We start from the raw sequence: 23,815 nt of genomic DNA on the forward strand, positions 1-23,815 counted from the left end.
CCCCCCCCCCCCCCCGCCGATATCGGCGCGGCGCTGGCGCGGCGGCGGCTCGGGTTCGGCCGGGGCGCGCGGATGGCCTTTGAGCAGGACGAGGTGACCTTCCTCGGCGGGGTGCGGCACGGGCATACCCTCGGCGCTCCGGTGGCGATCATGATCGGCAACAGCGAGTGGCCCAAGTGGCAGACGGTGATGTCGGCCGACCCGGTCAGCGAGGAGGCGTTCGCGGCCTCCGATGACGTGAACGCGCCGCAGGAGATCGGCCGCAACCGGCCGTTGACTCGGCCGCGGCCGGGGCACGCGGACCTGGTCGGGATGCAGAAGTACGCCTTCGAGGATGCCCGGCCGATCCTGGAGCGGGCGTCGGCGCGCGAGACGGCGGCGCGGGTCGCGCTCGGGGAGGTGGCCGCGCGGCTGCTGGCGCAGGCATACGGGACTCGCCTTGTCTCCCACACGATTTCGATAGGTACGGCCTCGGTCGGGGCTGACGCCGAGCTGCCGCATCCCGATCAGGTCGACGCCATCGACGCCGACCCGGTGCGGACCCTGGATGCCGCCGGGTCCGCGGCGATGATCGCGGAGGTCGAGGCGGCGAAGAAGGATGGCGACACTCTCGGCGGGGTGGTGGAGGTGGTTGCCTATGACGTGCCGCCAGGCCTCGGCTCGCATGTGCATTGGGACCGGCGCCTGGATGCCCGGCTGGCCGGGGCGCTGATGTCGATCCAGGCGATCAAGGGCGTCGAGGTCGGCGACGGCTTCGAGACCGCGCGCCGGCGGGGGTCGGCGGCGCACGACGAGATGGAGCGCGACGAGGCCGGGGTGATCCGGCGGCGCACCGGCCGCGCGGGCGGCACCGAGGGCGGTATGTCGACTGGCGGGCTGCTGCGGGTCCGCGCGGCGATGAAGCCGATCTCGACGGTACCGCGCTCGCTGGACACGGTCGATGTCGCGGACCCGGACGCGGAGGCGAAGGCGATCCACCAGCGCTCCGATGTGTGCGCGGTGCCGGCGGCCGGCGTGGTGGCCGAGGCGATGGTGGCGCTGGTGCTGGCGCAGGCGTGCCTGGAGAAGTTCGGGGGCGACTCGCTGGTGGAGACGCGGCGCAACTTCGAGTCCTATCTCGCGTCGATCCCGGAGGGGATGCGCACGTGGTGAAGCCCTTGGTGATCCTCATCGGGCCTCCCGGGTCGGGCAAGACGAGTGTCGGGGCGCGCCTGGCCGAGCGCCTGGATGTCGCGTTGGAGGACACCGACGCGCGGATCGAGGCGAACGAGGGGCGGACGATCGCGGAGATCTTCATCGACTCTGGCGAGCCCTATTTCCGGGACGTGGAGCGGGCCGTGGTGCTCCATGCGGTGGGCGCTCACGGGGGCGTATTGGCCCTCGGCGGCGGCTCCCCGATGGACCCGGAAATCCAAGCGGCGTTGACGGATCGGCGGGTCGTCTTCCTCGATGTGGGGATCGCCGATGCGGCCAAGCGGGTGGGTTTCGATGCGAGCCGGCCGTTGCTCGCCGTCAACCCGCGCGCCCGGTGGGTGGCGCTGATGAAGGAGCGCCGAGGGACGTATGAGGCGCTGGCGACGCACCGGGTGGACACCGCCGGCCGCTCGGCCGACGAGGTGGCGGCGGAGATCGTCGAGCTGCTGATCGCGGAGGGCGTCGTCCCGGCAGCCGTCGAGAGCGCAGTGCCGCACCCGGCCCCAGGCGAGTCATCGTGAGCGAGCTGGCCCGGGTGCCGGTGGGCACGGCATACGACGTCGTGCTGGGGCGGGGAGTCCTCGCCGGCGTCGCGGACCTGGTGCCGGACTCCGCCCGGCGCGTCCTGATCGTGCACAGCGACACCCTGCCGCAGGTTGTCGGGCCGGTCCGGGATGCCTTGCGCGCCAAGGGATTGCACGTCGTCGACGGGGTCGTGCCCGATGCCGAGGCGGCCAAGACCATCGACGTGGCGGCCGGTCTGTGGGGGCTGCTCGGGCGCGAGTCCTTCACGCGGACCGATGTCGTCGTCGGGGTCGGCGGGGGGACGGTGACCGATCTCGCCGGGTTCGTGGCGGCGGCGTGGCTGCGGGGCGTGCCCTTGGTCAATGTCCCGACGACGGTGCTCGCCATGGTCGATGCGGCGGTCGGCGGCAAGACGGGCGTCAACACCGCTGAGGGCAAGAACCTCGTCGGCGCCTTCTACGAGCCGCTCGGGGTGCTCTGCGATATCGACGTGCTGGCCACGCTGCCGGAGGCGGATTTTGCGGCGGGTATGGCCGAGGTGATCAAGGCCGGGTTCATCGCGGATCCGGTGATCCTGGAGCTGGCCGAGGCGCACCCAGGCTCCTTGCGGCGGGTCGGGCCGGCGACCGTCGAGTTGATCGAGCGCGCCATCGCCATGAAGGCGTCGGTCGTGACCCAGGATCTGCGCGAGGCCGGGCTGCGGGAGATCCTCAACTACGGGCACACCCTGGGGCACGCGATCGAGCAGCACACGGCATACACGATGCGGCACGGGGAGGCGGTGGCGATCGGGATGGTGTTCGCCGCCGAACTGGCCCACCGCTCCGGCCTCATCGACGACGCCCTGCTGGCCCGGCACCGCAGCGCGCTCGCGCTGGCGGGCCTGCCCACGGCATACGACGGCGCCGGACTGGACGAGCTGCTCGCGGCGATGGGGCGCGACAAGAAGACCCGCGGCTCGACGCTGCGGTTCGTCGTGCTGGAGGGCCTAGCCCGGCCCACCCGGTTTGTGGGGCCGAGCGAGGGGCTGCTGCGCGCGGCATACGACGCTCTCGCCTGACACGCAGCCGTCACCGGATCTATGGCGGGGTCAGGACCCCGATATCGCTCCGTCGACGGCACTGGCGTCGGTTGTCCACAGCGGTGGGCGCACGGTGTCGACGGGTTGGGGCTTTCGCGACACGATCGGCGAATGGGGCAGTCATACGCGTGGATCGGGCAACGGCCAACCCTTCCGACGCGCGACGAGCTGCCCATCGTGACCCTGGCGGAGGCGCTCAAGAGGGGCGGAGGACGCCGTGGGCGCCGAGAGCACCCTGGAACACCGCTGGGTCCGCGACGTGGAACGTCCGCACGGGATTCCGGCGGGTGTGCGGCAGGTGCGAGACAAGGCGGTGGGCCAACTCACCTGTGCCGCAGGCAGGGGTGCCCCATTCTCCGGCCGGGCGAGACCGTCACCGGAGCAACAACGGGGTCATGACCCCGTTGTTGCTCCGGTGACGTGTCCGGGCGGACTGGCATCACCGTCTAGAAGAGTCGGTGGCGCCACTTGATGACCTCGAAGATGATCACCGCGGCGACCCAGGCGATCAGGGCGATCGAGAACCAGCCGTTCTCGACGAAGGCCAGGGCCTTGCGCTGCCAGCGCTCGGGGAGGAAGAGGTTGTTCTCGCGGATATTCCACTGCGTCATCGAGGAGAAGACGAAGGTCGTCGACAGGGTCACGAGCAGGCACCAGGGGCACAGGGCGCCGATGACGAAAGTCGACTGATAGAGCAGCCAGTAGGCGAAGATCACGCCGAGCAGGTAGCAGACGTTGCCGACGAACATGAACCACCGCGGGAAGCGCACCCCCGCCAGCGAGGCGACGGCGATCGTCATGACGACCGGCTCGGAGATCATGCCGAGGAAGGCGTTGGGGAAGCCGAAGATATTGGCTTGCCACGTCGTGCCGACCTTGGCGCAGTCGAGGACGGAGTTGATCGAGCAGCTCAGGACGGCGTCGGGGTCGCGGGCGAGCACGATGGCGTCATATGACAGCACCCAGGACGCGATCAGGCTGAGGATGGCGAAGATGAGCATCTCGCCGAAGAGGATCTTGCGGACCCGGTCGGGGACGGGCAGCTGGACGCCGTCGGTATGGACGTCGCTCAGCTCATCGTCCACCTGCACTGCCATGCGCTGTCCTCCAGGTCGCTCGCGCGTCGCCACACATTAACCCAGCGACCTTGTACTCCCCGAAACGCACGCCTCCCGCGCCCCCACCCCCGTTCGAGAGCGCACGACGCGCCGTAATGACCGCGCCATAGCGGCGTGTCGTGCGCTTTCGACTCAGGCGGAGGCGCGCTCAGAGTTCGGCGTCGGGGGAGGGCGGCGCCGACCCGCCCTGCGGCGCGGTCGCCTCCATCGCGGCGACGATCTCGTCCCGGATCGTTCCGGACAGCCCGCCCCAGGTAGGTTCGTAGCCGTAGAGCTCACGCAGCGGCGTCCCCCGCCGGTTGCCGTCCATGATCTCCACGTCGTCGGCATTGAGCATCGCCGGATGCCATACCCCGCACGCTTCGGAGACCTTGAGCAGGTCGCGGCGCAGGGTGCGGATGTAGTTGGCCAGCCGCACCGACTTCAACTCCGGGTCCAGCCCGTGCGCCAGCCACTTGCTCTGGGTGGCCACGCCGGTGGGGCAGTGGTCGGTGTGGCACTTCTGCGCCTGGATACAGCCGATCGCCATCATCGCCTCCCGGGCAATATTGACCTGGTCCGCGCCGAGCGCGAAGGCGACGAGCGCATTCTCCGGCAGGCCGAGCTTGCCGGCGCCGATGAAGACGACCCGGTCCTGGATCCCCGCCTGGGCGAAGATCTTGTAGACCCGCGAGAAGCCGACCCGGAAGGGCAGCGAGACGGCGTCGGTGAAGACCAGCGGGGCCGCGCCGGTGCCGCCCTCCCCGCCGTCGATGGTGACGAAATCGACCCCGCGAGCCCCGGATCGCATCTGCTCGACGAGTTGTTCCCAGAAGATCAGGTCGCCGACCGCCGACTTGATGCCGACCGGTTTGCCGGTGGCCTGGGCGATCTTCTCGACGAAGTCGAGCAGGCCGTCGACGTCGGAGAACTCCGCGTGCCGCGACGGGCTGGAGCAGTCCTTGCCCATGGGTATGCCGCGGATGCCGGCGATCTCCTCGGTGATCTTGGCGGCGGGCAGCATGCCGCCGAGGCCGGGTTTGGCGCCTTGGCTGATTTTGATCTCGATGGCCCGCACCGGGGCCGACTCGACGACCTTCATCAGCTTGTCGAGGTCGAACCGTCCTTCGCCGTCGCGGCAGCCGAAGTATGCCGTGCCGATCTGCAGCACGAGTTCCCCGCCTTGCCGGTGATGCTGGGACAGGCCGCCCTCGCCGGTGTTGTGCAGGCAGCCGGCGAGCTTGGCCCCACCGTTGAGGGCGGCGATGGCGTTGCCCGACAGGGAGCCGAAGCTCATCGCCGAGATGTTGACCACGGAGTTGGGGCGGAAGGCGTCGCGCCGGCCGCGGGCCTTGCCTATCACCTTCGGCCCGGGCATCCACACGTGCTCGCCGGCGTGAATCGCGGTGGGGGGCACCGCATCGGAGAAGGTGTGCTGTTTGAAGACGACGTATTCGCCGTTCTCGACGTCATTGTCGGTGCCGAAGCCGGTGTAGTTGTTCTGCAGCTTCGAGGACGCATAGATCCAGGACCGCTGGTCGCGGCTGAAGGGCCGTTCCTCGTCATTGCTCGTGATCAAGTACTGCCGCAGCTCCGGCCCGATCTCCTCCAGCGCGAAGCGGGCGTGCGCGATCACCGGGAAGTTGCGCATCAGGCTGTGCTTCTTCTGCGTCAGGTCATGGATCGCGACGCCGCCGAGGGCGGCCGCAGCGGCCGAAAGCGCGACTTTGGGCTTCATGGGCCCATGATGCCGCGCCGGGGCGCGTCATGGGGGCAGGTATGCGGTCAGCTCGCCGGTCGTTTTCGTGCGGCGGCCTTCTTGGCCGGGGCCTTCGTGGTCGCAGGCTTCTTGGCCGGGGCCTTCTTCGCTGGAGCCTTCTTCGCCGCGGCCTTCTTGGCCGCGGGCTTCGGCTTCACGTCCGGAACGGCGAGGCCGAAGGCGTCCTCGAGGAGGGCAAGCTCCTCGCCGGTGTAGACGGCCAGTCGTTGCAGGTGCGGCAGGGCGTCCCGGTCGCCGATGAATCCGAAGTCGAGGGTCCCGGCATACGACTGGCAGGTGATATTCAGCGCCATGCCGTGGATCGGGATCGACAGCGGGTAGTCGGCCTCCATCCGGGCGCCGCGGAAGTAGAGCACCGATCGCGGGCCGGGCACATTGGAGATGCAGAGGTTGAAGGTGAAGGGCACCGGCGCCGGGAGCCCGGTCACCGCCGAGAGGATCTGCGTTGCGGCGGGCGCCATGAGCATGGCGCTATAGGCGAGGATCGACTCCATCGGCAGATTCGTCAGGTTCCGCTTGGCGCTGCGGGTGGAACGGCTGATGACCTCGAGCCGCTGCACGGGGTCGGCGATGTCCGTGCCGAGGGTCGACAAGATGGCGCCAACCGCATTGCCGCCGCCGACATCGCCCTTCGGGCGGACGTTCACGGGCAGGAAGGCGACGAGCGGTGCGTCGCCGAGTTGCCCACTCTCGGTGAGGAATCGGCGAAGACCGCCGCCGCAGATGGCCAGCACCACGTCGTTGAGGGTGGCTCCCCCCGCGCGACCGACGGCGAGGAGGCGATCCACCTCATACTGCTGCGTCGCGAAGCGGCGGTTGCGCCCGATCTTGGCGTTGAGCACCGAATGCGGCGCCTGGAAGGAGGAGACCAGGTGCTTGAAGTCGCCGTCGCGGCGGACCTGCAGTTTCAGGAGGGAGGAGGCGAGGGTGGGCACGGATTTGGTCACGGTCAGTGCGCGGCTGACGACGGCCCCGACATCGGCCACCGGCCAGGAGTGGGTCTTGCCGTCCGCGGGCTCGCGGCGCTTGGCGGGGGGGAGGCTGAAGAAGAGCACCTCCTCGCGCGTGTCGGGGTCGCGGGAGAGGCTGCGTTCGAGGAGCTTCATGGCGCTGTAGCCGTCGACCAGCGCGTGGTGGAATTTCACATAGATCGCGAACCGTCCGCGTTCGAGGCCCTCGATCAGGTGCACCTCCCACGGCGGGCGGGTCAGGTCGAGTGGGTTCGAATGCAGCCGGGAGACAAGGATTCCCAGCTCCCGCTCGTCGCCGGGGTGGGGGAGGGCGGAGCGGCGCACGTGGTACTCGATGTCGAAGTGCGGGTCGTCGACCCACTGGTGTGCCGGGTTGTAGAGGAAGCCGGGGGTCTTGAGTTTCATACTCCACGGCGCATAGACCGGCGAGGTCGTCTTGAACTCCTCCATCAGCTGGCGGAGGAAGTCGGCGGGCGCGTCGGCGGCCGGTGTGAAGGTCATCAACCCGCCGACATGCATCATCGTCTCGGGGGTCTCCCCATAGAGGAACATCGCGTCCATGGGCGTCAGCCGCTTCGCTGTCATGGCGGGATTGTTCCGTATGCCGTGCGATCGCGGGAGTGCCCCCGCGCAACTGTCGTGGTCCGATCGCCATCGGGTTAGCCTGCGGCCACGTCAGAGCGAGCATCGAGTGAGCCAGCGGGCGCGGAGACTGTCGCGGCGCCGGTCACCTGGCGTCCGCGGCCGAAACCTGGCGCCGGGGTCTGGCGGTGGCTCTGGTTGCCGGTGCTGCTCGCTCTCGTGGTGGTCGTCGCCATCCCCGTCCTGGTGCATCGGGCCAACGAGCGGAACGGCCCGGAGGCGTGACCGACGCCTTGTGGGACAAGGTGCGTCGCGAGGCCCAGGCTCAGGTCAAGGCGTGTGCCGCCGCCGGCCCGAAGATGGATCTGAAGCGGTGTCCGAGATCGATGGCGTTGACTTTCGCCCTTTCGCGCATCGGCGTCCGCCTGCTCGCCGAGCCGACCCATTGAGCCACGGTAGAATCGTCACCGATCCCTGACCATCTGCGTCGGTGACGCGCGCGCTCGCGTGCGCCGGCGGCATACGAAAGAGACTCCGTGGCGACCACCAACGACCTCAAGAACGGCCTCGTGCTCAATATCGACGGGCAGCTGTGGACCGTCATCGAGTTCCAGCACGTCAAGCCCGGCAAGGGCCCGGCGTTCGTGCGCACCAAGCTCAAGAACGTCCTCTCGGGCAAGGTCGTCGACAAGACCTTCAATGCCGGCGTCAAGGTCGAGACGGCGAACGTCGACAAGCGCACGATGCAGTACCTCTACAACGACGGCTCCGACTTCGTTTTCATGGACCCCGACACCTACGACCAGATCCACGTCGGCCCCGACGTGGTCGGTGACGCGGCGAAGTACATGCTGGAGAACCAGGACGCGATCGTGGCTCGCCACGACGGCAGCGTCCTCTACATCGAGCTTCCCGCCTCCGTCGTCCTGGAGATCTCCTACACCGAGCCCGGCCTGCAGGGCGACCGGTCCACCGGCGGCACCAAGCCGGCCACCCTCGAGACCGGCGCCGAGATCCAGGTCCCGCTCTTCCTCGAGGCCGGCACCAAGGTCAAGGTGGACACCCGAGACGGGTCCTACCTCGGCCGGGTCAACTGACCTGCGAGACAACTGATCCCGGATGGCGGCTCGCACCAAAGCCCGTAAGCGTGCCCTCGACCTGCTCTTCGAGGCCGAGGCCCGCGGCGTCAACGTCGGCGACCTGCTCGCCGAGCGGCTCGACGCGCCGGTGACCGAGGCGCCCCTCAATCCGTATACGGCGACCCTGGTCGAGGGTGTCGTCGCGCATTGGCGCGACATCAACGAGCTGCTTAATACCTACAGCCAGGGCTGGCCGGTCGAGCGGATGCCTGCGGTCGACCGCGCCATCCTGCGGATCGGGGCGTATGAGGTGCTCTACAGCGACGAGGTCCCGGACAAGGTCGCCATCGCCGAGGCCGTAGCGCTCGCCAAGGACCTCTCGACCGACGAATCGCCCAAGTTCGTCAACGGGCTACTGGCCCGACTGCTGCAGGTCAAGCCCACTCTGGCCTGAGTCGGGCTTCTCCAGGGCCGGCCCGGCCGGACCGACCAAACCGCTGCCGTCCCCGCGCGGACCTGAGACGATCGGGGTATGCGGTTTCGCTCGCCGGCTGTCGACGGGGTCACGGTGTTTGCCGTCGTCGGGGTCAACACGGTGTCCTTCGGTCTGCGCGTCAGCGCGGGTGCCCGCAAGGGGCTGCTCGGGTTCGCCGTCCAGCGGCGCAGCGCGGGTGGCCGGTGGCGCTATGTCGAAGGCTTCAAGATCTTCCGGTCGCTGACTCCCGACCCCGAGCCCGGCGCGACCCATTCGACCCGCCGCCACCCGATCCAGTCACTCGTCTGGGACGATTTCACCGTGCGGGAGAACGGATCCTACGACTACCGCTTCATCCCTTTCCGCGGCACCCCGGCCGAACCCCGGTATGGCACGCCGGTCGAGATCACGGTGCGCAGCGAGCCGCTGTGGGGTGAGCGGCATACCATCGTCTTCAATCGCGGAGTGGCCAGCTCGCAGGCGTACCAAAGCCGTTTCGGCGGGCTGGCCCCGGACGAGCAGCCCACTGCCGCCGCCCGGCAGCTCGCCCTGGACTGGCTCAGCCGCGACCTCGACGAGACCTTCCTCGCCGTGATCCGGGGGGCCCAGCCCGGCGACGCCCTGCGCGGCGCGTTCTACGAATTCACCTACGCGCCAGTGCTTTCCGAATTCGCGGCTGCCATCGAGCGGGGCGTCGACGTGCGACTGGTCCTCGACCTGAAGGTGAACGAGCACTGGGAGAACGTCCGCACCCCCGACGGGACGACCACCCGCACCTGGGTCGAGAGCGCCCCGCGAGAGGCGAGCCTGCGGGCGTTGTCCGACGCCGGCATACCCGCCTCTGCCGTGGTTGCCCGGCAGGCACGGGCAAATGACCTGCAGCACAACAAGTTTCTCGTCCACATCCGCAAGGGCGAGCCGGCTGCCGTCTGGACCGGGTCGACCAATGTCACGCTCGGGGGCATCCACGGCCAGTCCAACGTCGGCCACCACGTGCGCGATCCGGAGTTGGCGGCGGGGTTCCTCGCCTACTGGGAGATCCTCGCCGCGGACCCCGGCGCACGGGCGGGCATGACCCGCGGCGAGGTCATCCGCGCCAACCGGGAGTTCGAGGCCGCGGTGGACGCGCTCAGCGCGGTTCCCGGCTCGCGCTCGTCCATTCCCACCGGAGTGAGCGCGATCTTCAGTCCGCGCTCGACCCCAGCCGCCCTGGAACTGTATGCCGATCTGCTGGCCCACCCCGACCGGCTCGCCTGTGCCACCTTCGCCTTCGGAATCGCCAAGGAACTTCGGGCCGTGCTCGAGCAAGGCGACGAGGACTCTCCGCTGCGCTTCTTCCTCCTCGAAAAGCGCACTCTGTCAACCCAATCCACCTCCTCCGCAGCGACGGTCGAGCTGGACTGGCGGCGCAATATCTATTTGGCCTGGGGCAGTGAGCTGGGCACGCCGCTCGGGCAGTGGGTCGCCGAGACCACGACCCGCGAACTCGGACTGAACCGGCATGTCGCCTTCATTCACGACAAAATCCTGCTCGGCGACCCGCTCGGCGCCGACCCCGTCGTCGTGACCGGGTCCGCCAACTTCTCGCTCGCCTCGTCGGTGGACAACGACGAGAACATGCTGCTGATCCGCGGCGACACCCGCGTTGCCGATATCTACTTCACCGAGTTCAACCGCCTCTTCTTTCACTACTACTTCCGCTCTGTCGTCGACAGCCTCTCCGGTCGCGACCGCGCCGGCGCCCGGCGATCGGCCCCTTCCGCGCTCGACCTCGTCGAGAACGACAGCTGGCTGGCGAAGTATGCACCCGGCACCCTGCGCACCAAGCGCGCCGAGCAGTTCGTGCGGATGGCCGGCGCGCAGTTGTCTGCGGCGACATCCGAGACGTGAATCGTGAGTGCGGGTCAGCTTCTCCAGATTTCGACGTGCCCTCGGTCGTTCGGTGCGAGCCACGTGGGAATTGCGGCATCTGGGCGACCGGTGGTGCGGACGTGCTGGTCTCACAAGAGGGCCAAGAGAGCATTGACGTCCGGGAGCCGGGTCTTCTTCGCAGCGGGTGAGGCGACCGCCTTGGCGTCAGTCAGCGTCGCGGAAGGCAGCCACCAGGTCGTCGGTCACGACATGACCCGGGACGCCCCGCAGCACAGGAATTCCGTCGCCGGCCGACGCCGGCCCGTCCGTGGCGGTCGGGAGCGCAAGCCCAGCTAGGGCGATATCCGAGACGGCTCGCCCTAGGGAAATACCCTCGGCTCGGGCTGTGGCGCGTGCGGCGCTCAGGACCACGTCATCAAGCTCCAAGGTCGTGCGCATCAGCACATCACAGCATCACCGCTTCAATGATTGTTGGTGCCTGATCAGCCTGGGCTGCCTTGCCCCTTAGGGTTGGCGGCGTGCCAGCCCAACTGAGTTTCACCGCGATCCGGTATGCCGACGCGGCCGATATCCCGCTGATCGAGGGCATCGAGCGGGCCGGGGATACCCGTTTCGCCGAGGTCTCCCGAGCGCGCGGTATCGATCCCGGGCTCTTCCCCGGGGTGGGTATGCCGGGGCCCGAGCGCGCGGCTTCGCCGGGTTTGGTACTGGTCGCCGGGCAGCCGGCGGTCGGCTTCGCGCACATCGTTCCGGTCGCGGGCTGCCTTGTGCTGGAACAGCTTTCGGTCAGTCCCGACGCTGGGCGGCGGGGAGTTGGCGGGTCGCTCCTGCACGCGGCCATGGGCGCGGCCCTGGACATGGGCCACGACACGCTCTATCTGCGGACCTTCGCCGAGGTCCCCTGGAATGCACCCTTCTATGCCCGGAGCGGATTCCTCGAGATCCCCGATCCCGAGTGGATCGCTCCGCTGGTGGCGGCCGAGGACGGTGCGGGCCTGCGCCGGTGGGGTCGGCGAATCACGATGGCCTGCCCGCTCGCCGACGAGCCGGTGCCGCGGCCGGCGGTGAGCGTCATACCACTCAAGGACGGCCCCCGCGGTCTGGAAGCCTTCGTCCAATATCGCGTCTCCACCATGGACTTCGCGGCCGGCGCCGTCGTCTTCCCCGGCGGGCGGGTGGATCCGGTCGATCACGATGCCGCCATCACGCTGCCCCAGACGACACTGGACGAGCAGGCAGACCGTTGGGCCGCAACGGATTTCCGCAAACTCGGCGGCCGGCCGAGCGATGCGGCGCGCACGATCCTCGCCACCGGAGTGCGGGAAGTGCGCGAGGAGGCCGCGGCCGTCATCGACCCGGCGACCCTGATCCCGTGGGACAACTGGGTGACACCGACGGGCATCTCCCGGCGATTCGACGTCTACTTCCTCATCGCCCCGGTGAGCGAAGGTGGGGCGGGGGAGTGGCGGCATACCACCAGCGAGGCCCACGACTCGCACTGGACGCCGGTAGACGCGCTCGCCGAGCGCGCCGAACGCGGTGAGCTGCTCCTGCTGCCGCCGACCCGCGCGATCGTCGACGAGCTCCTCGCTCTCCGCGACCTGAGCAGCGTCCTCGCGCTGACGCCGGCGATCCGGGCGGTGCGCCACGATATCGACATCCGGCGCCCCCGAGGGGGGTGACCGGCCGGGTCGAGCCGCGCTAGGTTGCTCGGGCATGGGAGCCAACCACACCGCATACCCACGACGCGCGCAGCGCGCCACCGCCGCCCTCGCCGCCCTCGCCCTCACCGGCCTCGGGGTGAGCCTCAGCGCTCCCGGGGCCGCCTCCGCGGACTCCGGCGAGCCGACCATGATGATGCCCACGGGCGGCGGCTATGAGCCGGTGGCCCTGCAGGCCTTCGGCACGGCCGCGATCTCGAAGGCCGGCGACGCGACGGTCGACATCGTCGTCGTCCCGTCCGCCTATGGCGACGACCTGCCGAGCCGGCCGGAGAATATCGCCCTGGCCCGGGAGCGGACCGCCGAAATCGCCGCCGCCTGCAACGAGGTGGTCACCGGGACGGGCAAGCGGTGTGTCGGCCGGCTCGCGATCCTGCTCAACCGCGCGGACGCCCTGAACGCCGCCAACTCCGCCGCCCTGCGCAATCCGAGCATGGACGGCATCTACATCCTCGGCGGCGACCAAGGCATCGCGATGAAGGTGCTCGCCAACTCGCCGGCCGAGCGAGCCATGGCGGCGGCCGTCACGGGTGGCCGTGTGGTGCTCGCCGGCACGAGCGCCGGAGCGGCCGTCGAATCCCGGTCCATGATCAACGGCTATGTCGGCGATTACGGTCCAGCACAAGGACTTCGGCGCGGCAGCACGCTGATGTGGTGGGGCGACGACAGCGATGCCGAGCGCGGCCTGGCGTTCGGGTCCCGCAAGGCGATCTACGACCAGCACTTCTATCAACGGGGCCGCTTCGGACGGTCGATGTCGACGATCGCCACCGCTGACGAGCGCTTCGGCGGCACCAGCCCCGTCGGCGTCGGCGCCGACTACGCCACGGGTGTCGTCAATTACGGCGACAAGCTGCTGACCCAGGTCTTCGGCGACAGCGGCGTCGGGACGATCGATTTCGAGTCTCTGGGCGCGACCCACCGGTGGGTCGGCACGGAGCGCTGGCTGTCGGCGCGCAAGGTCAAGGTCAACCTGATGACCGAAGGCACCGACTTCGATCTCGACAGCCGGCGCCTGACCCGAAATGGGGCGCTCGTGGGCCAGGTGAGCGGGCGGGCGTGGAGTGCCCCCGCCGCCCCCGGTCGCGGAGTGCTCTACCTCGGCGGCGGGATCCTGCAGACCACTAAGGTCATGGGATCGGTGGTCAAGGATGCCGCGTCCGCGAGCCCCGCTCCGGCCGACGCCCGCCTGCTCATCCTGTCGGCGGACTCATCCTCGACGGCAGCGGACTATGGCGCCCTCGCCAAGCGGGCGGGATGGATGGGCCACATCGACACGGCGGTCTATGGCAGCGCGTCCTGGGCGGGCGTGGACATCGGCCGGTATGCGGCGGTGCTGGTCGTCGCGGTCGCCCCGCCGAAGTCGGTTGCCGCCTTCGCCGACGCGCGCTTCCGTGGCCTGGTCACCACGGCGGTGGCCACGGCGCCCGTCGTGTTCGCGGACGGTCCCGCCGCGGCCTACCTCGGGTCGCGCTGGTCCGCGCAGGCGCGGCCGAACGGCGACGATTATGAGGACAAGGCGGTGGCGGCGTTCAAGACCACCGAGGCCAAATGGCGCGCCGGCACCGGTTCAGTCGCGGCGACGGTGATCCCCGCGATCAACACCGACTACCAGTGGGGCCGAGCGTTCAACGCCGTCGCCGTCGCCAAGGGCCAACTTGCCCTCGGCGTGAGTGCAGGCGCGGCCATCCGCCTGCAGGGCGGAGCGGCTCGGGTCGTGGACGGCTCGGTCGTCGTGGTGGACGGCCGCGATGCCACCACCTGGGCGTCGAGCAATGGCACCCTCGGGGCGGCCGGGCTGGTGCTCGACACCTTCGGCCCGGGGGAGGCGCTCCGCCGGTAGCCGCGCCGCCTTGGCGTTAAGGAAGCTTTGGGCGGGAACCTGGCGGTGCGCAGCGCGAATGTTCCGTTGCGCACCGCCAGTTTTCCGCCCTGGGCGGAAAAGTGCGATCCCACAGAGGGGGCGTCAGCGCTTGCCGGAGAAGGCCCAGGCGGTGACGTTGGCGGTGTCCTCGCGGCCGAAGAAGGGCTCGTTGAGGGAGTAGCGGTCGGTGGTGAAGTCGGTGTCACCGTCGTCGGCGGTGCCGAGCACCCAGTCGGGGCCGGCGTTGAACATCCGCCAGAAGCCGCGGCCGCCGGAGTCCATGATCGACTTCACGGAGTTGGAGTTGTCGGTGTGCCAGTTGCCGATGTAGTGGCCGACTTCGTGCGCGACCACATTGCCGACGGCCCGCCCGATCAGCTGCACCTTGTTGCCGACACCGGGCCGCAGGTAGTAGTTCAGCGACACCACGGCGGACTGGTTGCCCTTCACCGGGGCGCTCATCAGGTCCTGAAGGACGAGCGCGGTGTCCTCGCGGCCGTAATTGCCCGGGTCGATGTGCTCGGCGATGCCCACGGTCGGAATCTGCGACTCGTCGATGGTCCCACCGACAATGACCCGCGAGACGTTCGGCCGGCCGAAGGTGTCGGGGGAGGTGCGGCCGTTGACGATGCGCACGTTGAGGTTCGGGATGTTCTTGCGGCGCATGTCATCGCGCAGGTTCTCCGTGACCGTCTTGGTGATCGCGTCCGTGAGGGCAGGAAGGTCGGCCTGGGTCAGGCCCCAGCCCTTGAGGAAGGAGGACAAGGGCGAGAGCTTGGCCTGCATGTCGGGGCCGCCGAATATCGAGGTGTTGATGCTCGCGCCGTCGAAGTCGAGATAGATCGTCTGCGGGGCCGACGTGGACTCCCCGCCGGGACGGTAGACCTCGACAGCGTTGCGGTAGGCGCCGATCCCCGTTTCCGTGATCACGCCATACCAGCCGTCGGCCTCCGCGACATAGGCCGTCGCGGCATTGCCGCCGCCAGGCAGTGGGGAGTTGGGCGGGTAGTAGGCCGTCGTGTCACTCTGACTGCTTGCCGTGACATAGGGCGAGTCCCACTTCTGGACGGATACGCGCCCGGCGGCTCCGGTCACCGAGGTGCCGAGCACATCCCCGCGCCGGAGCTTGACCAGGACCGCGTCCCGGTCGGTCCGGTAGGCGCCGAACTCGGCCGTGTAATTGCCGGAGTTGGCTGCTCCCGTGCCGGACGCCGAGTCGGAGAAATCCATCTGCCATGTGTTGGGGTGGAGGAGGAGGAGGTAGTAGGTGCCGCCGGCCGCACTGGTGGTCGATGCCGTCTTCTCGGGCAAGCTGCCATCGGGGGTGTGCCAGGCGACATCGAGCACTGTGCCGTGCCCGTCCACGAGGAGTCCGAACACGTCCAAGGAGGAACTGGGTATGGCGGCGCCCACCGTCTCCCCGGGCTTGGCGGTGAGCTTGTACCAGTCGAAGTCGCCCGTGCTCGTGCCATAGGGCCCGTCGCCGATGCGCCCGGTGATCTTCACCCGGCCGTTCCCGTCGATGCCCGTCGCGGCGGCCTTGGGGATCGATCCGTTGTCCTCCTTGGCCATCGGGAGCGATCGGAGGGCGGGGCGCTTGTCCGCGAGCGTGCCGGAGACGACCATGCGGTTGTGCAGCCCGGCGCCGAGGCCGAACGCGCAGACCTTCTCACCCTTCCACGTCGTGTCGTTGGCCCCGATGACGGTGGCCGCTTCCTTCTCGCGGTAGCTCAGGACGGCCCGGTCCGAGGCGCCGGACCACCTCGCCTTGGCGGCCTGGCGCTCGGGTGTCGTGGCCGCGGCGGCAGAGATCTTCGCGACCTTGGCCACCCAGGCGGCGAAGTTGGTCTTGTGCAGATCGGGCAGATAAGCGGTGAACGGGCTGGGCCCGGTGGCGCCGGAGCGCAGCGGCGCCAGTTGCACCCCCGCGTCCAGTCGGGCCGACTCGGCGGCGCTCAGGCCTTCGGAACGGTCCGGACTCCCGGCGTTCCCGGCATTCGCCGCACCCGGGGCTACGACCGCGATCAATCCGGCACCCGCACACACCAGCATTGCTGCGCGCTTCATTGCTTTCCCTTTCCCCTGCATTGCCTGAAGCTGGGGGAGCATCCCCACGACCGACTCTAGGGGCCTGTGTCCAGCCGCGCTACGGGGGGTATGCCGTGGTGGGGGGACACGGCATACGGACCGCTGGCGCCGGGTTGGCCGGGGAGGGGTTACAGTGGGCCCGTCCGCATCCTTTAACGCTGTCCCGTGAGGCAGGGAAGGAGGCGCGCGTCATGACGCGCCCTGACAGCAGTGGCCCTCCGGCCGGGTCCCCCGTCGACCCTCACGGCCGAACCGTCCTCTCCAGCAACGAGATCGCTCGCGGCCTGCGCCGTATCGCGCACGAGATCCTCGAGCACAACAAGGGCGCGGCCGATCTGGTGCTGCTGGGGATCCCCAGCCGCGGCGTCGAACTCGCCGAGCGGCTCGCGCTCATCCTCGCCGAGGTGGAGGGCTGCGACCCCCTCCCGGTCGGCTCGCTGGACATCACGATGCACCGCGACGATCTGCGGCACCAGCCGACGCGCTCGCCGATGCGCACGGTGATCCCGGACTGCGGGGTGGACGACAAGATCGTCGTCCTGGTCGACGATGTGCTCTATTCGGGCCGGACCATCCGGGCCGCGCTGGACGCGCTCGCCGACCTCGGTCGGCCCCGCGCGGTCCGGCTGGCGGTGCTCGTCGACCGCGGACACCGGGAACTCCCGATCCGCGCCGACCATGTGGGCAAGAACCTGCCGACCTCGCACAGCGAGAAGGTGCAGGTGCGCCTGCGCGGCCACGACGGCGTCGAGGACGTCGTGCGGATCTCGGGAGGGAACTGACCGTGCCCAAGCACCTGATCAGCAGCGCCGACCTGGACCGCGGTGAGGTCGAGGCCATCCTCGAGACCGCGTCCTCGATGCACGACGTGCAGCGCCGGGAAGTCAAGAAGCTGCCGACTCTGCGGGGGCGGACGATCATCAACTTCTTCTTCGAGGACTCCACCCGCACCCGCAGCAGCTTCGAGATCGCCGGCAAGTGGATGTCCGCCGACACCATCAACCTCTCTGCGAAAGGCTCCTCCACCTCCAAGGGGGAGTCGTTGCGCGACAGCGTCCAGACCATCAACGCCATGGCCGTCGATGCCCTGATCATCCGGCACAACCAGTCCGGTGCCTGCCACCAGGTGGCCGGCTGGGTCGATGCCTCGGTCATCAACGCCGGCGACGGCACGCACGAGCACCCCACCCAGGCGCTGCTGGACGCCTACACCCTGCGCTCGCGCATCGGCGACCTCGACGGCAAGCATGTGGTCATCGTCGGCGACCTCACTCACAGCCGGGTCTTCCGCAGCAATGTCATCACGTTGAAGACCCTTGGGGCCCGGGTCACCGTCGTGGCTCCGCCGACCCTCATGCCGGCGGGCATCGGATCCTGGTCCGCCGCAGACGGATTCGCCACATCCTGGGATCTCGACGAGGTTCTGGAAGGCGACGACGTGCCCGACGCAGTCATGATGCTGCGGGTCCAGCGCGAACGGATGAGCGGCGGCTTCTTCCCGACCCCCCGCGAATACACCGTCGGCTACGGCCTGACCCGTCCGCGTCTGAATGCCCTGCTGGCCCGCAACCCCCGCGCTCTGGTCATGCACCCCGGGCCGATGAACCGGGGCCTGGAGATCAGCGCCGACGCCGCCGAGTCCGACGCCTCGATCGTTCTCGACCAGGTGTCGAGCGGATTGGCGGTGCGGATGGCCGTGCTCTATCACCTGCTCGCCGGAGAGGAGGTCGCGTCATGAGGGACCTGCTCATCACCGGCGCCAAGATCGCCGACGGCGAGCCCGCCGATGTCCTCATCCGAGATGGGGCGATCGCCGAGATCGGTGCCATCGAATCGGCCGACGGCATCGAGCGTCTCGACGCCGACGGACTGGTGCTCCTGCCCGGGTTCGTCGACCTGCACACCCACCTGCGGGAGCCGGGCCGGGAGGACGCCGAGACGATCGCGTCCGGCTCGGCGGCGGCGGCCGCGGGCGGCTTCACCGCGGTGCTCGCGATGGCCAACACCACTCCCGTCACCGACACCGCCGAGGCCGCAGAACTGGTGTATGACCGTGGCCGCGCCATCGGGCTTGTCGACGTCTTCCCGGTCGGAGCGGTGACGAAAGGCCTTGCGGGAGAAGAACTTGCCGAGCTCGGGCTGATGGCACGCTCCCGCGCGCGCGTGCGGCTGTTCTCCGACGACGGCACGTGCGTGCAGGACGCCCGGGTCATGCGCCGCGCGCTCGAATACCTCAAGCCCTTCGACGGCGTCATCTCCCAGCACGCCCAGGACGTCTCGCTCGCCGGCGGATCGGCCTGCTGCCACGAGGGTGAGATCTCCGGCCGCCTCGGCCTGCCCGGCTGGCCCGGCGCCGCTGAGTCCGTCATCGTCGCCCGCGACGTGCAGCTGGCACGGCATACCGGTTCCCGGGTGCACGTCGCGCACGTCTCCACCGCCGAGTCCGTCGAGATCATCCGCTGGGCCAAGGCCCAGGGGATCGCCGTCACCGCCGAGGCGACCCCACACCACTTGGCGCTCGGGACCAAACTCGTCACCGGCTACGACCCGGTCTTCAAGGTCAACCCGCCGCTGCGCCCGAGCGAGGACCAGGAAGCCTTGCGCGCCGCGCTCGCCGACGGCACCATCGACGCGGTCGCCACCGACCACGCCCCGCACGCCCGGCACGACAAGGAACACGCCTTCGAGGCGGCCGCCTTCGGGATGCTCGGGCTGGAGACGGCGTTCGCGGTCGTCCACGACCTGATGGTCCGCTCGGGCCGGATGCCACTCGCGGACCTGGTCGAGCGGATGACGGTCGCTCCGGCGCGCATCGCCGGCCTGGCCGAACACGGGCGGCCGATCGCCGTCGGCGGGCCGGGCAACCTCGTGCTCGTCGACCCCGAGCGTCGGGTCACGGTGGACGCGGCGGCCTCGAATTCGTTGTCCCGCAATAATCCCTGGCACGGGATGAGCTTCACCGGCGCGGTGCACGCGACCATCCTGCGCGGCCGGGTCACCGCCCTCGACGGGAAGGTCCACGACCAGTGAGCATCACCACCTCGCCCGTCGACACCGCGGTTCTCGTCCTCGAGGACGGGCGACGTTTCACCGGCCGGGCCTTCGGCGCCCGGGGCACCACGGTCGGCGAGGCCGTCTTCAACACCGGGATGACCGGCTATCAGGAGACCCTGACCGACCCGAGCTATCACCGGCAGGTCGTCGTCATGACGGCGCCGCACGTGGGCAACACCGGGTGGAACGACGAGGACGACGAGTCGGGCCGGATCTGGGTGTCCGGCTTCGTCGTCCGCGATCCCGCGTTGCGACCCTCGAACTGGCGCTCCTCCCGTTCCCTCGACGACGAGTTGGCCGCCCAGGGCGTCGTCGGCATCAGCGGCATCGACACCCGCGCCCTGACCCGTCATCTGCGCGAACGCGGCGCCATGCGCGTGGGAATCTTCAGCGGGCCGGAGGCTAGCAACGGGGAGCGCGAGCAACTCGCGACCGTCACCGGGGCCCCGCTGATGACGGGTGCCGCTCTGGCTCCCGAGGTCAGCACCAGCGAGCCGTATGTCGTTGCGCCCGTGGGGGAGAAGCGGTTCACCGTCGCCGCCCTCGACCTCGGCATCAAGGCGATGACCCCGGCCCTGATGGCGCAGCGCGGCATCGAGGTCCACGTCCTGCCCGCCACCGCCACCTTCGAGGACATCCAGGCCATCGAGCCCGACGGCGTCTTCTTCTCCAACGGGCCCGGCGACCCGGCTACGGCCGAGCACGAGGTCGGCGTGCTGCGTCAGGTGCTCGACGCCCGCATCCCGTTCTTCGGCATCTGCTTCGGCAACCAGCTCCTCGGCCGCGCTCTCGGCTTCGGCACCTACAAACTGCGCTACGGCCACCGTGGCATCAACCAACCCGTCATGGACGTCACGACGGGCAAGGTCGAAGTCACCGCCCACAACCACGGCTTCGCCGTCGAGGCGCCGCTGGGCGAGCCGGTGCCGGCGCCGGCCGGCCCGGCATACGGCAAAGTCCGGGTCTCGCACGTCTGCCTCAACGACGACGTCGTCGAAGGCCTGGAATGCCTTGACCTGCCGGCCTTTTCGGTGCAGTACCACCCGGAGGCCGCGGCCGGCCCGCACGATGCGGCCTACCTTTTCGACCGCTTCGTGAGCCTGCTGGAAGGGAGCCGGTAGACATGCCGCGCCGCACCGACATCTCCAGCGTCCTCGTCATCGGCTCCGGCCCGATCGTCATCGGACAGGCCTGCGAGTTCGACTACTCCGGCACCCAAGCCTGCCGCGTTCTGCGCGACGAAGGCATCCGGGTCATCCTGATCAACTCCAACCCGGCGACGATCATGACCGACCCGGAGTTCGCCGACGCGACCTATGTCGAGCCGATCACGTCCGAGGTCATCGAGAGGATCATCGAGAAGGAGCGCCCCGACGCGATCCTCGCGACCCTTGGCGGGCAGACGGCGCTCAACGCCGCGATGACCCTGCACGAGAAGGGGATTCTCGACAAATACGACTGCCCGCTCATCGGCGCCAATGTCGAGGCGATCCAGCTCGGCGAGGACCGGGAAAAGTTCAAGGGGGTCGTGGAGCGGTGCGGCGCCGAGTCCGCCCGCTCGGTCATCTGCCACACGATGGACGAATGCCTCGCCGCCGCAACGGAACTCAACTACCCCGTCGTCGTCCGCCCGTCCTTCACCATGGGCGGGCTCGGCAGCGGTTTCGCCTATGACGAGGACGATCTGCGGCGCATCGCCGGCGCGGGCCTGCAGTATTCCCCTGTTACCGAGGTGCTCCTCGAGGAGTCCATCCTCGGGTGGAAGGAATACGAACTCGAGGTCATGCGCGACCACGCCGACAATGTCGTCGTCGTCTGCTCCATCGAGAACCTCGACCCGATGGGCGTGCACACCGGCGACTCCATCACCGTCGCCCCCGCCCTGACCCTCACCGACCGCGAATACCAGCGGCTGCGCGACATCGGCATCGCCGTCATCCGTGAGGTCGGCGTCGACACCGGCGGCTGCAATATCCAGTTCGCCGTCAACCCCGACAACGGGCGCATCATCGTCATCGAGATGAACCCGCGCGTATCCCGTTCCAGCGCACTGGCATCCAAGGCAACCGGCTTTCCTATCGCCAAGATCGCCGCCAAGATGGCCATCGGCTACACCCTCGACGAAGTCCGCAACGACATCACCCAGGAGACGCCGGCCAGCTTCGAGCCGGCCCTCGACTACATCGTGGTCAAGGTGCCCCGGTTCGCGTTCGAGAAGTTCCCGGCGGCAGACCCGACGCTGACGACGACGATGAAGTCCGTGGGGGAGGCGATGTCGCTCGGACGCTGTTTTTCCGAGGCACTGCAGAAGGCGTTGCGGTCGATGGAGAAGGCCGGGTCGAGCTTCCATTGGGACGGCGACCCCGTATCCGGTGAGGACCTGGCGGAACTGCTCGCCGAGATCGCCCGGCCCGCCGACGGCCGCATCGTCGGCGTGCAGCAGGCGCTGCGGGCCGGCGCGAGCGTCGAACAGGTGCACGAGGCGACGAAGATCGACCCGTGGTTCCTCGACCAGATTCACCTCCTCAACGAGATCGCCGAGGAGATTCGCACGGCCAAGCATGTCGCCCCCGGCCTGCTGCGCGAAGCGAAGCGTCATGGCTTCTCCGACAAGCAGATCGCGAGCCTGCGTGGGATGAGCGAGGACGTCGTCCGCGGCATACGGCACGCCCTCGAGGTGCGCCCGGTCTACAAGACGGTCGACACCTGTGCCGCCGAGTTCGCGGCCCGCACGCCCTACTACTACTCGTCATACGACGAGGAGAACGAGGTCGAACCGCGGGAGCGCCCGGCGGTCATCATCCTGGGCTCCGGGCCCAACCGGATCGGTCAGGGCGTCGAGTTCGACTACTCCTGCGTGCACGCCAGTTTCGCCCTGCGCGACGCCGGCTACGACACGGTCATGGTCAACTGCAACCCCGAGACCGTCTCCACCGACTACGACACCTCCAGCCGGCTCTACTTCGAGCCGCTGACCCTCGAGGACGTGCTCGAGGTCATCCACGCCGAGGAGGCCGCCGGCCCCGTCGCCGGGGTCATCGTCCACCTCGGCGGGCAGACCCCCCTCGGCCTGGCGCAGAAGCTGAAGGACGAGGGTGTGACGATCGTCGGCACCTCGCCCGAGGCGATCCACCTCGCCGAGGACCGTGGCGCCTTCGGTCGCGTTCTGGCACAAGCGAAATTGCCGGCGCCGAAGCACGGCACGGCATACAGCGCGCAGGAGGCGATCGCGATCGCCGGGGAGATCGGCTATCCGGTCCTGGTGCGTCCCTCCTATGTCCTCGGGGGCCGCGGCATGGAGATCGTCTACGACGATGAGACGCTGAGCGAGTACGTCACCCGTGCCGCTCTCGCCTCACCCGAGCACCCGATCCTCGTCGACCGCTTCCTCGACGACGCGATCGAGATCGACGTCGACGCCCTGTACGACGGGGAGGAGATGTACATCGGCGGGATCATGGAACACATCGAGGAGGCCGGCGTGCACTCGGGCGACTCCGCCTGCACCCTGCCCCCGGCGACGCTGGGCAAACAGGAGCTGGACCGGGTCCGCCGCTCGACCTTGGCGCTCGCCGAAGGCATCGGCGTGCGCGGGCTGATGAACGTCCAGTTCGCCCTCGCGCACGACGTTCTCTATGTGCTGGAAGCCAATCCGCGCGCCTCGCGCACCGTGCCCTTCGTCGCCAAGGCGACCGGAGTGCCCTTGTCGAAGGCCGCGGCCCGGGTCATGCTGGGTGCCTCGATCGCCGACCTGCGCCGCGAGGGGATGCTGCCGGCCGACGCCGACGGCGGGTCGCTGCCGGCCGATGCGCACATGTCGGTCAAGGAGGCGGTGCTGCCGTTCAAGCGCTTCCGCACTATCGACGGCACGGTCGTCGACTCCCTCCTCGGGCCGGAGATGCGCTCCACGGGCGAGGTGATGGGCATCGACCGTGACTTCGGGTCGGCCTTCGCCAAGAGCCAGCTCGGTGCCACGAGCGGACTGCCGACGAGCGGCCGGATCTTCGTCTCGATGGCCAACCGTGACAAGCGGGCGATGATCTTCCCCGTCATGCGGCTCAGGGACCTCGGGTTCACGATCGTCGCCACGACGGGCACCGCGGATGTGTTGCGGCGCAACGGGATCGAGGCCGAGGTCGTGAAGAAGGTCAGCGAACGCGGCCCCGACGAGGACGGCAGCATCGTCACCCAGATCCTCGCCGGCCGCATCGACATGGTCGTCAACACGCCGTCCGGGCAGAACGCCCGGGAGGACGGTTACAAGATCCGGCAGGCGACGACCTCGATGGACAAGCCGATCATCACTACCGTGCAGCAGCTCGGCGCCGCGGTGCAGGGCATCGAGTCGGCACAGAAGGACGTCTTGCGCGTGAAGTCCCTCCAGGAGCACGCGCGCGACCTCGACCTCTACGGCACGAGGACCGCATGACTG

At 69.1% G+C, this 23,815-nt stretch carries 19 protein-coding genes; 14 read left to right on the plus strand and 5 right to left on the minus strand.

Going from position 1 to position 23,815, the window contains the following annotated elements; translation table 11 throughout:
- From aroC to aroB, 3 genes are all read left to right on the plus strand, one after another.
- A partial coding sequence (gene aroC, locus BN11_RS23285; protein WP_162213128.1) for a chorismate synthase occupies positions 1–1,152 on the plus strand: 1,152 nt, incomplete at its 5' end.
- Positions 1,149–1,715 (plus strand): shikimate kinase, encoded by a 567-nt coding sequence (locus tag BN11_RS00405; protein ID WP_048700500.1) that lies wholly within the window; start codon positions 1,149–1,151, stop codon positions 1,713–1,715. The genes aroC and BN11_RS00405, both read left to right, overlap by 4 nt.
- Positions 1,712–2,779: a 3-dehydroquinate synthase gene (aroB, locus tag BN11_RS00410; protein ID WP_083433413.1), complete on the plus strand. Its 1,068-nt coding sequence runs from the start codon at positions 1,712–1,714 to the stop codon at positions 2,777–2,779. Before BN11_RS00405 ends, aroB begins: the two co-directional genes overlap by 4 nt.
- Before the next feature lie 467 nt (positions 2,780–3,246).
- On the opposite strand, the gene BN11_RS00415 is transcribed toward aroB, so the two are convergent.
- From BN11_RS00415 to BN11_RS00425, 3 genes are all read right to left on the minus strand, one after another.
- Positions 3,247–3,897, minus strand: a complete 651-nt coding sequence (locus tag BN11_RS00415) for a vitamin K epoxide reductase family protein (RefSeq protein WP_083433414.1) — start codon at positions 3,895–3,897, stop codon at positions 3,247–3,249.
- Positions 3,898–4,066: 169 nt separating this feature from the next.
- Positions 4,067–5,635 (minus strand): FMN-binding glutamate synthase family protein, encoded by a 1,569-nt coding sequence (locus tag BN11_RS00420; RefSeq protein ID WP_048693025.1) that lies wholly within the window; start codon positions 5,633–5,635, stop codon positions 4,067–4,069.
- Positions 5,636–5,682: 47 nt separating this feature from the next.
- Positions 5,683–7,233 carry a WS/DGAT/MGAT family O-acyltransferase gene (locus BN11_RS00425; protein ID WP_157043897.1) on the minus strand — a complete coding sequence of 517 codons (1,551 nt, stop codon included), beginning with the start codon at positions 7,231–7,233 and terminating at the stop codon, positions 5,683–5,685.
- Positions 7,234–7,511: 278 nt separating this feature from the next.
- On the opposite strand from BN11_RS00425, the gene BN11_RS22280 reads away from it, so the two are divergent.
- From BN11_RS22280 to BN11_RS00440, 4 genes are all read left to right on the plus strand, one after another.
- Complete coding sequence (locus BN11_RS22280; RefSeq protein ID WP_157043898.1) at positions 7,512–7,679, plus strand: hypothetical protein; 168 nt, start codon at positions 7,512–7,514, stop codon at positions 7,677–7,679.
- 87 nt (positions 7,680–7,766) lie between these two features.
- Positions 7,767–8,327 (plus strand): elongation factor P, encoded by a 561-nt coding sequence (efp, locus tag BN11_RS00430; protein ID WP_048693027.1) that lies wholly within the window; start codon positions 7,767–7,769, stop codon positions 8,325–8,327.
- Between the two features lie 22 nt (positions 8,328–8,349).
- Entirely contained in the window at positions 8,350–8,763 is a 414-nt protein-coding gene (gene nusB, locus BN11_RS00435) for a transcription antitermination factor NusB (RefSeq protein ID WP_048693030.1), read from the plus strand.
- A gap of 78 nt (positions 8,764–8,841) precedes the next feature.
- Positions 8,842–10,674: a phospholipase D-like domain-containing protein gene (locus BN11_RS00440; RefSeq protein WP_048693032.1), complete on the plus strand. Its 1,833-nt coding sequence runs from the start codon at positions 8,842–8,844 to the stop codon at positions 10,672–10,674.
- A gap of 186 nt (positions 10,675–10,860) precedes the next feature.
- Here the strand turns inward: BN11_RS00440 and BN11_RS00445 are convergent, their stop codons facing one another.
- Complete coding sequence (locus tag BN11_RS00445) at positions 10,861–11,094, minus strand: hypothetical protein (protein ID WP_048700508.1); 234 nt, start codon at positions 11,092–11,094, stop codon at positions 10,861–10,863.
- An 80-nt stretch (positions 11,095–11,174) separates the two neighbouring features.
- On the opposite strand from BN11_RS00445, the gene BN11_RS00450 reads away from it, so the two are divergent.
- Both BN11_RS00450 and BN11_RS00455 read left to right on the plus strand, forming a co-directional pair.
- Complete coding sequence (locus BN11_RS00450; RefSeq protein WP_048693035.1) at positions 11,175–12,338, plus strand: GNAT family N-acetyltransferase; 1,164 nt, start codon at positions 11,175–11,177, stop codon at positions 12,336–12,338.
- A 34-nt stretch (positions 12,339–12,372) separates the two neighbouring features.
- Positions 12,373–14,220 (plus strand): Type 1 glutamine amidotransferase-like domain-containing protein, encoded by a 1,848-nt coding sequence (locus BN11_RS00455; RefSeq protein WP_048693038.1) that lies wholly within the window; start codon positions 12,373–12,375, stop codon positions 14,218–14,220.
- Positions 14,221–14,343: 123 nt separating this feature from the next.
- On the opposite strand, the gene BN11_RS00460 is transcribed toward BN11_RS00455, so the two are convergent.
- On the minus strand, positions 14,344–16,308 hold the full coding sequence (locus BN11_RS00460; RefSeq protein WP_157043899.1) for a hypothetical protein: 1,965 nt from the start codon (positions 16,306–16,308) through the stop codon (positions 14,344–14,346).
- 212 nt (positions 16,309–16,520) lie between these two features.
- Here BN11_RS00460 and pyrR point away from each other — a divergent pair, with 212 nt between their 5' ends.
- Genes pyrR through carB form a run of 5 tightly spaced genes read left to right on the plus strand, consistent with a single transcriptional unit; the run spans position 16,521 to position 23,812 of the window.
- The gene (gene pyrR, locus BN11_RS00465) at positions 16,521–17,111 is read left to right on the plus strand and encodes a bifunctional pyr operon transcriptional regulator/uracil phosphoribosyltransferase PyrR (protein WP_048693043.1); all 591 of its coding nucleotides are present in this window, start codon (positions 16,521–16,523) and stop codon (positions 17,109–17,111) included.
- A gap of 2 nt (positions 17,112–17,113) precedes the next feature.
- A complete protein-coding gene (locus tag BN11_RS00470) occupies positions 17,114–18,067 on the plus strand; it encodes an aspartate carbamoyltransferase catalytic subunit (protein ID WP_048693045.1) in 954 nt (317 codons plus the stop codon).
- Entirely contained in the window at positions 18,064–19,359 is a 1,296-nt protein-coding gene (locus tag BN11_RS00475) for a dihydroorotase (RefSeq protein ID WP_048693048.1), read from the plus strand. The genes BN11_RS00470 and BN11_RS00475 overlap by 4 nt, the downstream gene beginning before the upstream one ends.
- Complete coding sequence (carA, locus tag BN11_RS00480; RefSeq protein WP_048693049.1) at positions 19,356–20,504, plus strand: glutamine-hydrolyzing carbamoyl-phosphate synthase small subunit; 1,149 nt, start codon at positions 19,356–19,358, stop codon at positions 20,502–20,504. Before BN11_RS00475 ends, carA begins: the two co-directional genes overlap by 4 nt.
- Positions 20,505–20,506: 2 nt before the next feature.
- Positions 20,507–23,812 carry a carbamoyl-phosphate synthase large subunit gene (gene carB / locus BN11_RS00485; RefSeq protein ID WP_048693052.1) on the plus strand — a complete coding sequence of 1,102 codons (3,306 nt, stop codon included), beginning with the start codon at positions 20,507–20,509 and terminating at the stop codon, positions 23,810–23,812.
- Positions 23,813–23,815 lie beyond the last annotated feature (3 nt).

The organism is Nostocoides australiense Ben110 (assembly GCF_001050535.1).
In the GTDB taxonomy this organism is placed as follows: Bacteria; Actinomycetota; Actinomycetes; order Actinomycetales; family Dermatophilaceae; genus Nostocoides_A; species Nostocoides_A australiense.

Excerpts from the sequence above, each read along its gene's own strand:
- BN11_RS00415 (WP_083433414.1), bottom strand. The coding sequence starts at position 3,897 with ATGGCAGTGCAGGTGGACGATGAGCTGAGCGACGTCCATACCGACGGC.
- BN11_RS00420 (WP_048693025.1), bottom strand. The coding sequence starts at position 5,635 with ATGAAGCCCAAAGTCGCGCTTTCGGCCGCTGCGGCCGCCCTCGGCGGC.
- BN11_RS00425 (WP_157043897.1), bottom strand. The coding sequence starts at position 7,233 with ATGACAGCGAAGCGGCTGACGCCCATGGACGCGATGTTCCTCTATGGG.
- nusB (WP_048693030.1), top strand. The coding sequence starts at position 8,350 with ATGGCGGCTCGCACCAAAGCCCGTAAGCGTGCCCTCGACCTGCTCTTC.
- BN11_RS00440 (WP_048693032.1), top strand. The coding sequence starts at position 8,842 with ATGCGGTTTCGCTCGCCGGCTGTCGACGGGGTCACGGTGTTTGCCGTC.
- BN11_RS00445 (WP_048700508.1), bottom strand. The coding sequence starts at position 11,094 with ATGCGCACGACCTTGGAGCTTGATGACGTGGTCCTGAGCGCCGCACGC.
- BN11_RS00455 (WP_048693038.1), top strand. The coding sequence starts at position 12,373 with ATGGGAGCCAACCACACCGCATACCCACGACGCGCGCAGCGCGCCACC.
- BN11_RS00460 (WP_157043899.1), bottom strand. The coding sequence starts at position 16,308 with ATGAAGCGCGCAGCAATGCTGGTGTGTGCGGGTGCCGGATTGATCGCG.
- pyrR (WP_048693043.1), top strand. The coding sequence starts at position 16,521 with ATGACGCGCCCTGACAGCAGTGGCCCTCCGGCCGGGTCCCCCGTCGAC.
- BN11_RS00475 (WP_048693048.1), top strand. The coding sequence starts at position 18,064 with ATGAGGGACCTGCTCATCACCGGCGCCAAGATCGCCGACGGCGAGCCC.
- carB (WP_048693052.1), top strand. The coding sequence starts at position 20,507 with ATGCCGCGCCGCACCGACATCTCCAGCGTCCTCGTCATCGGCTCCGGC.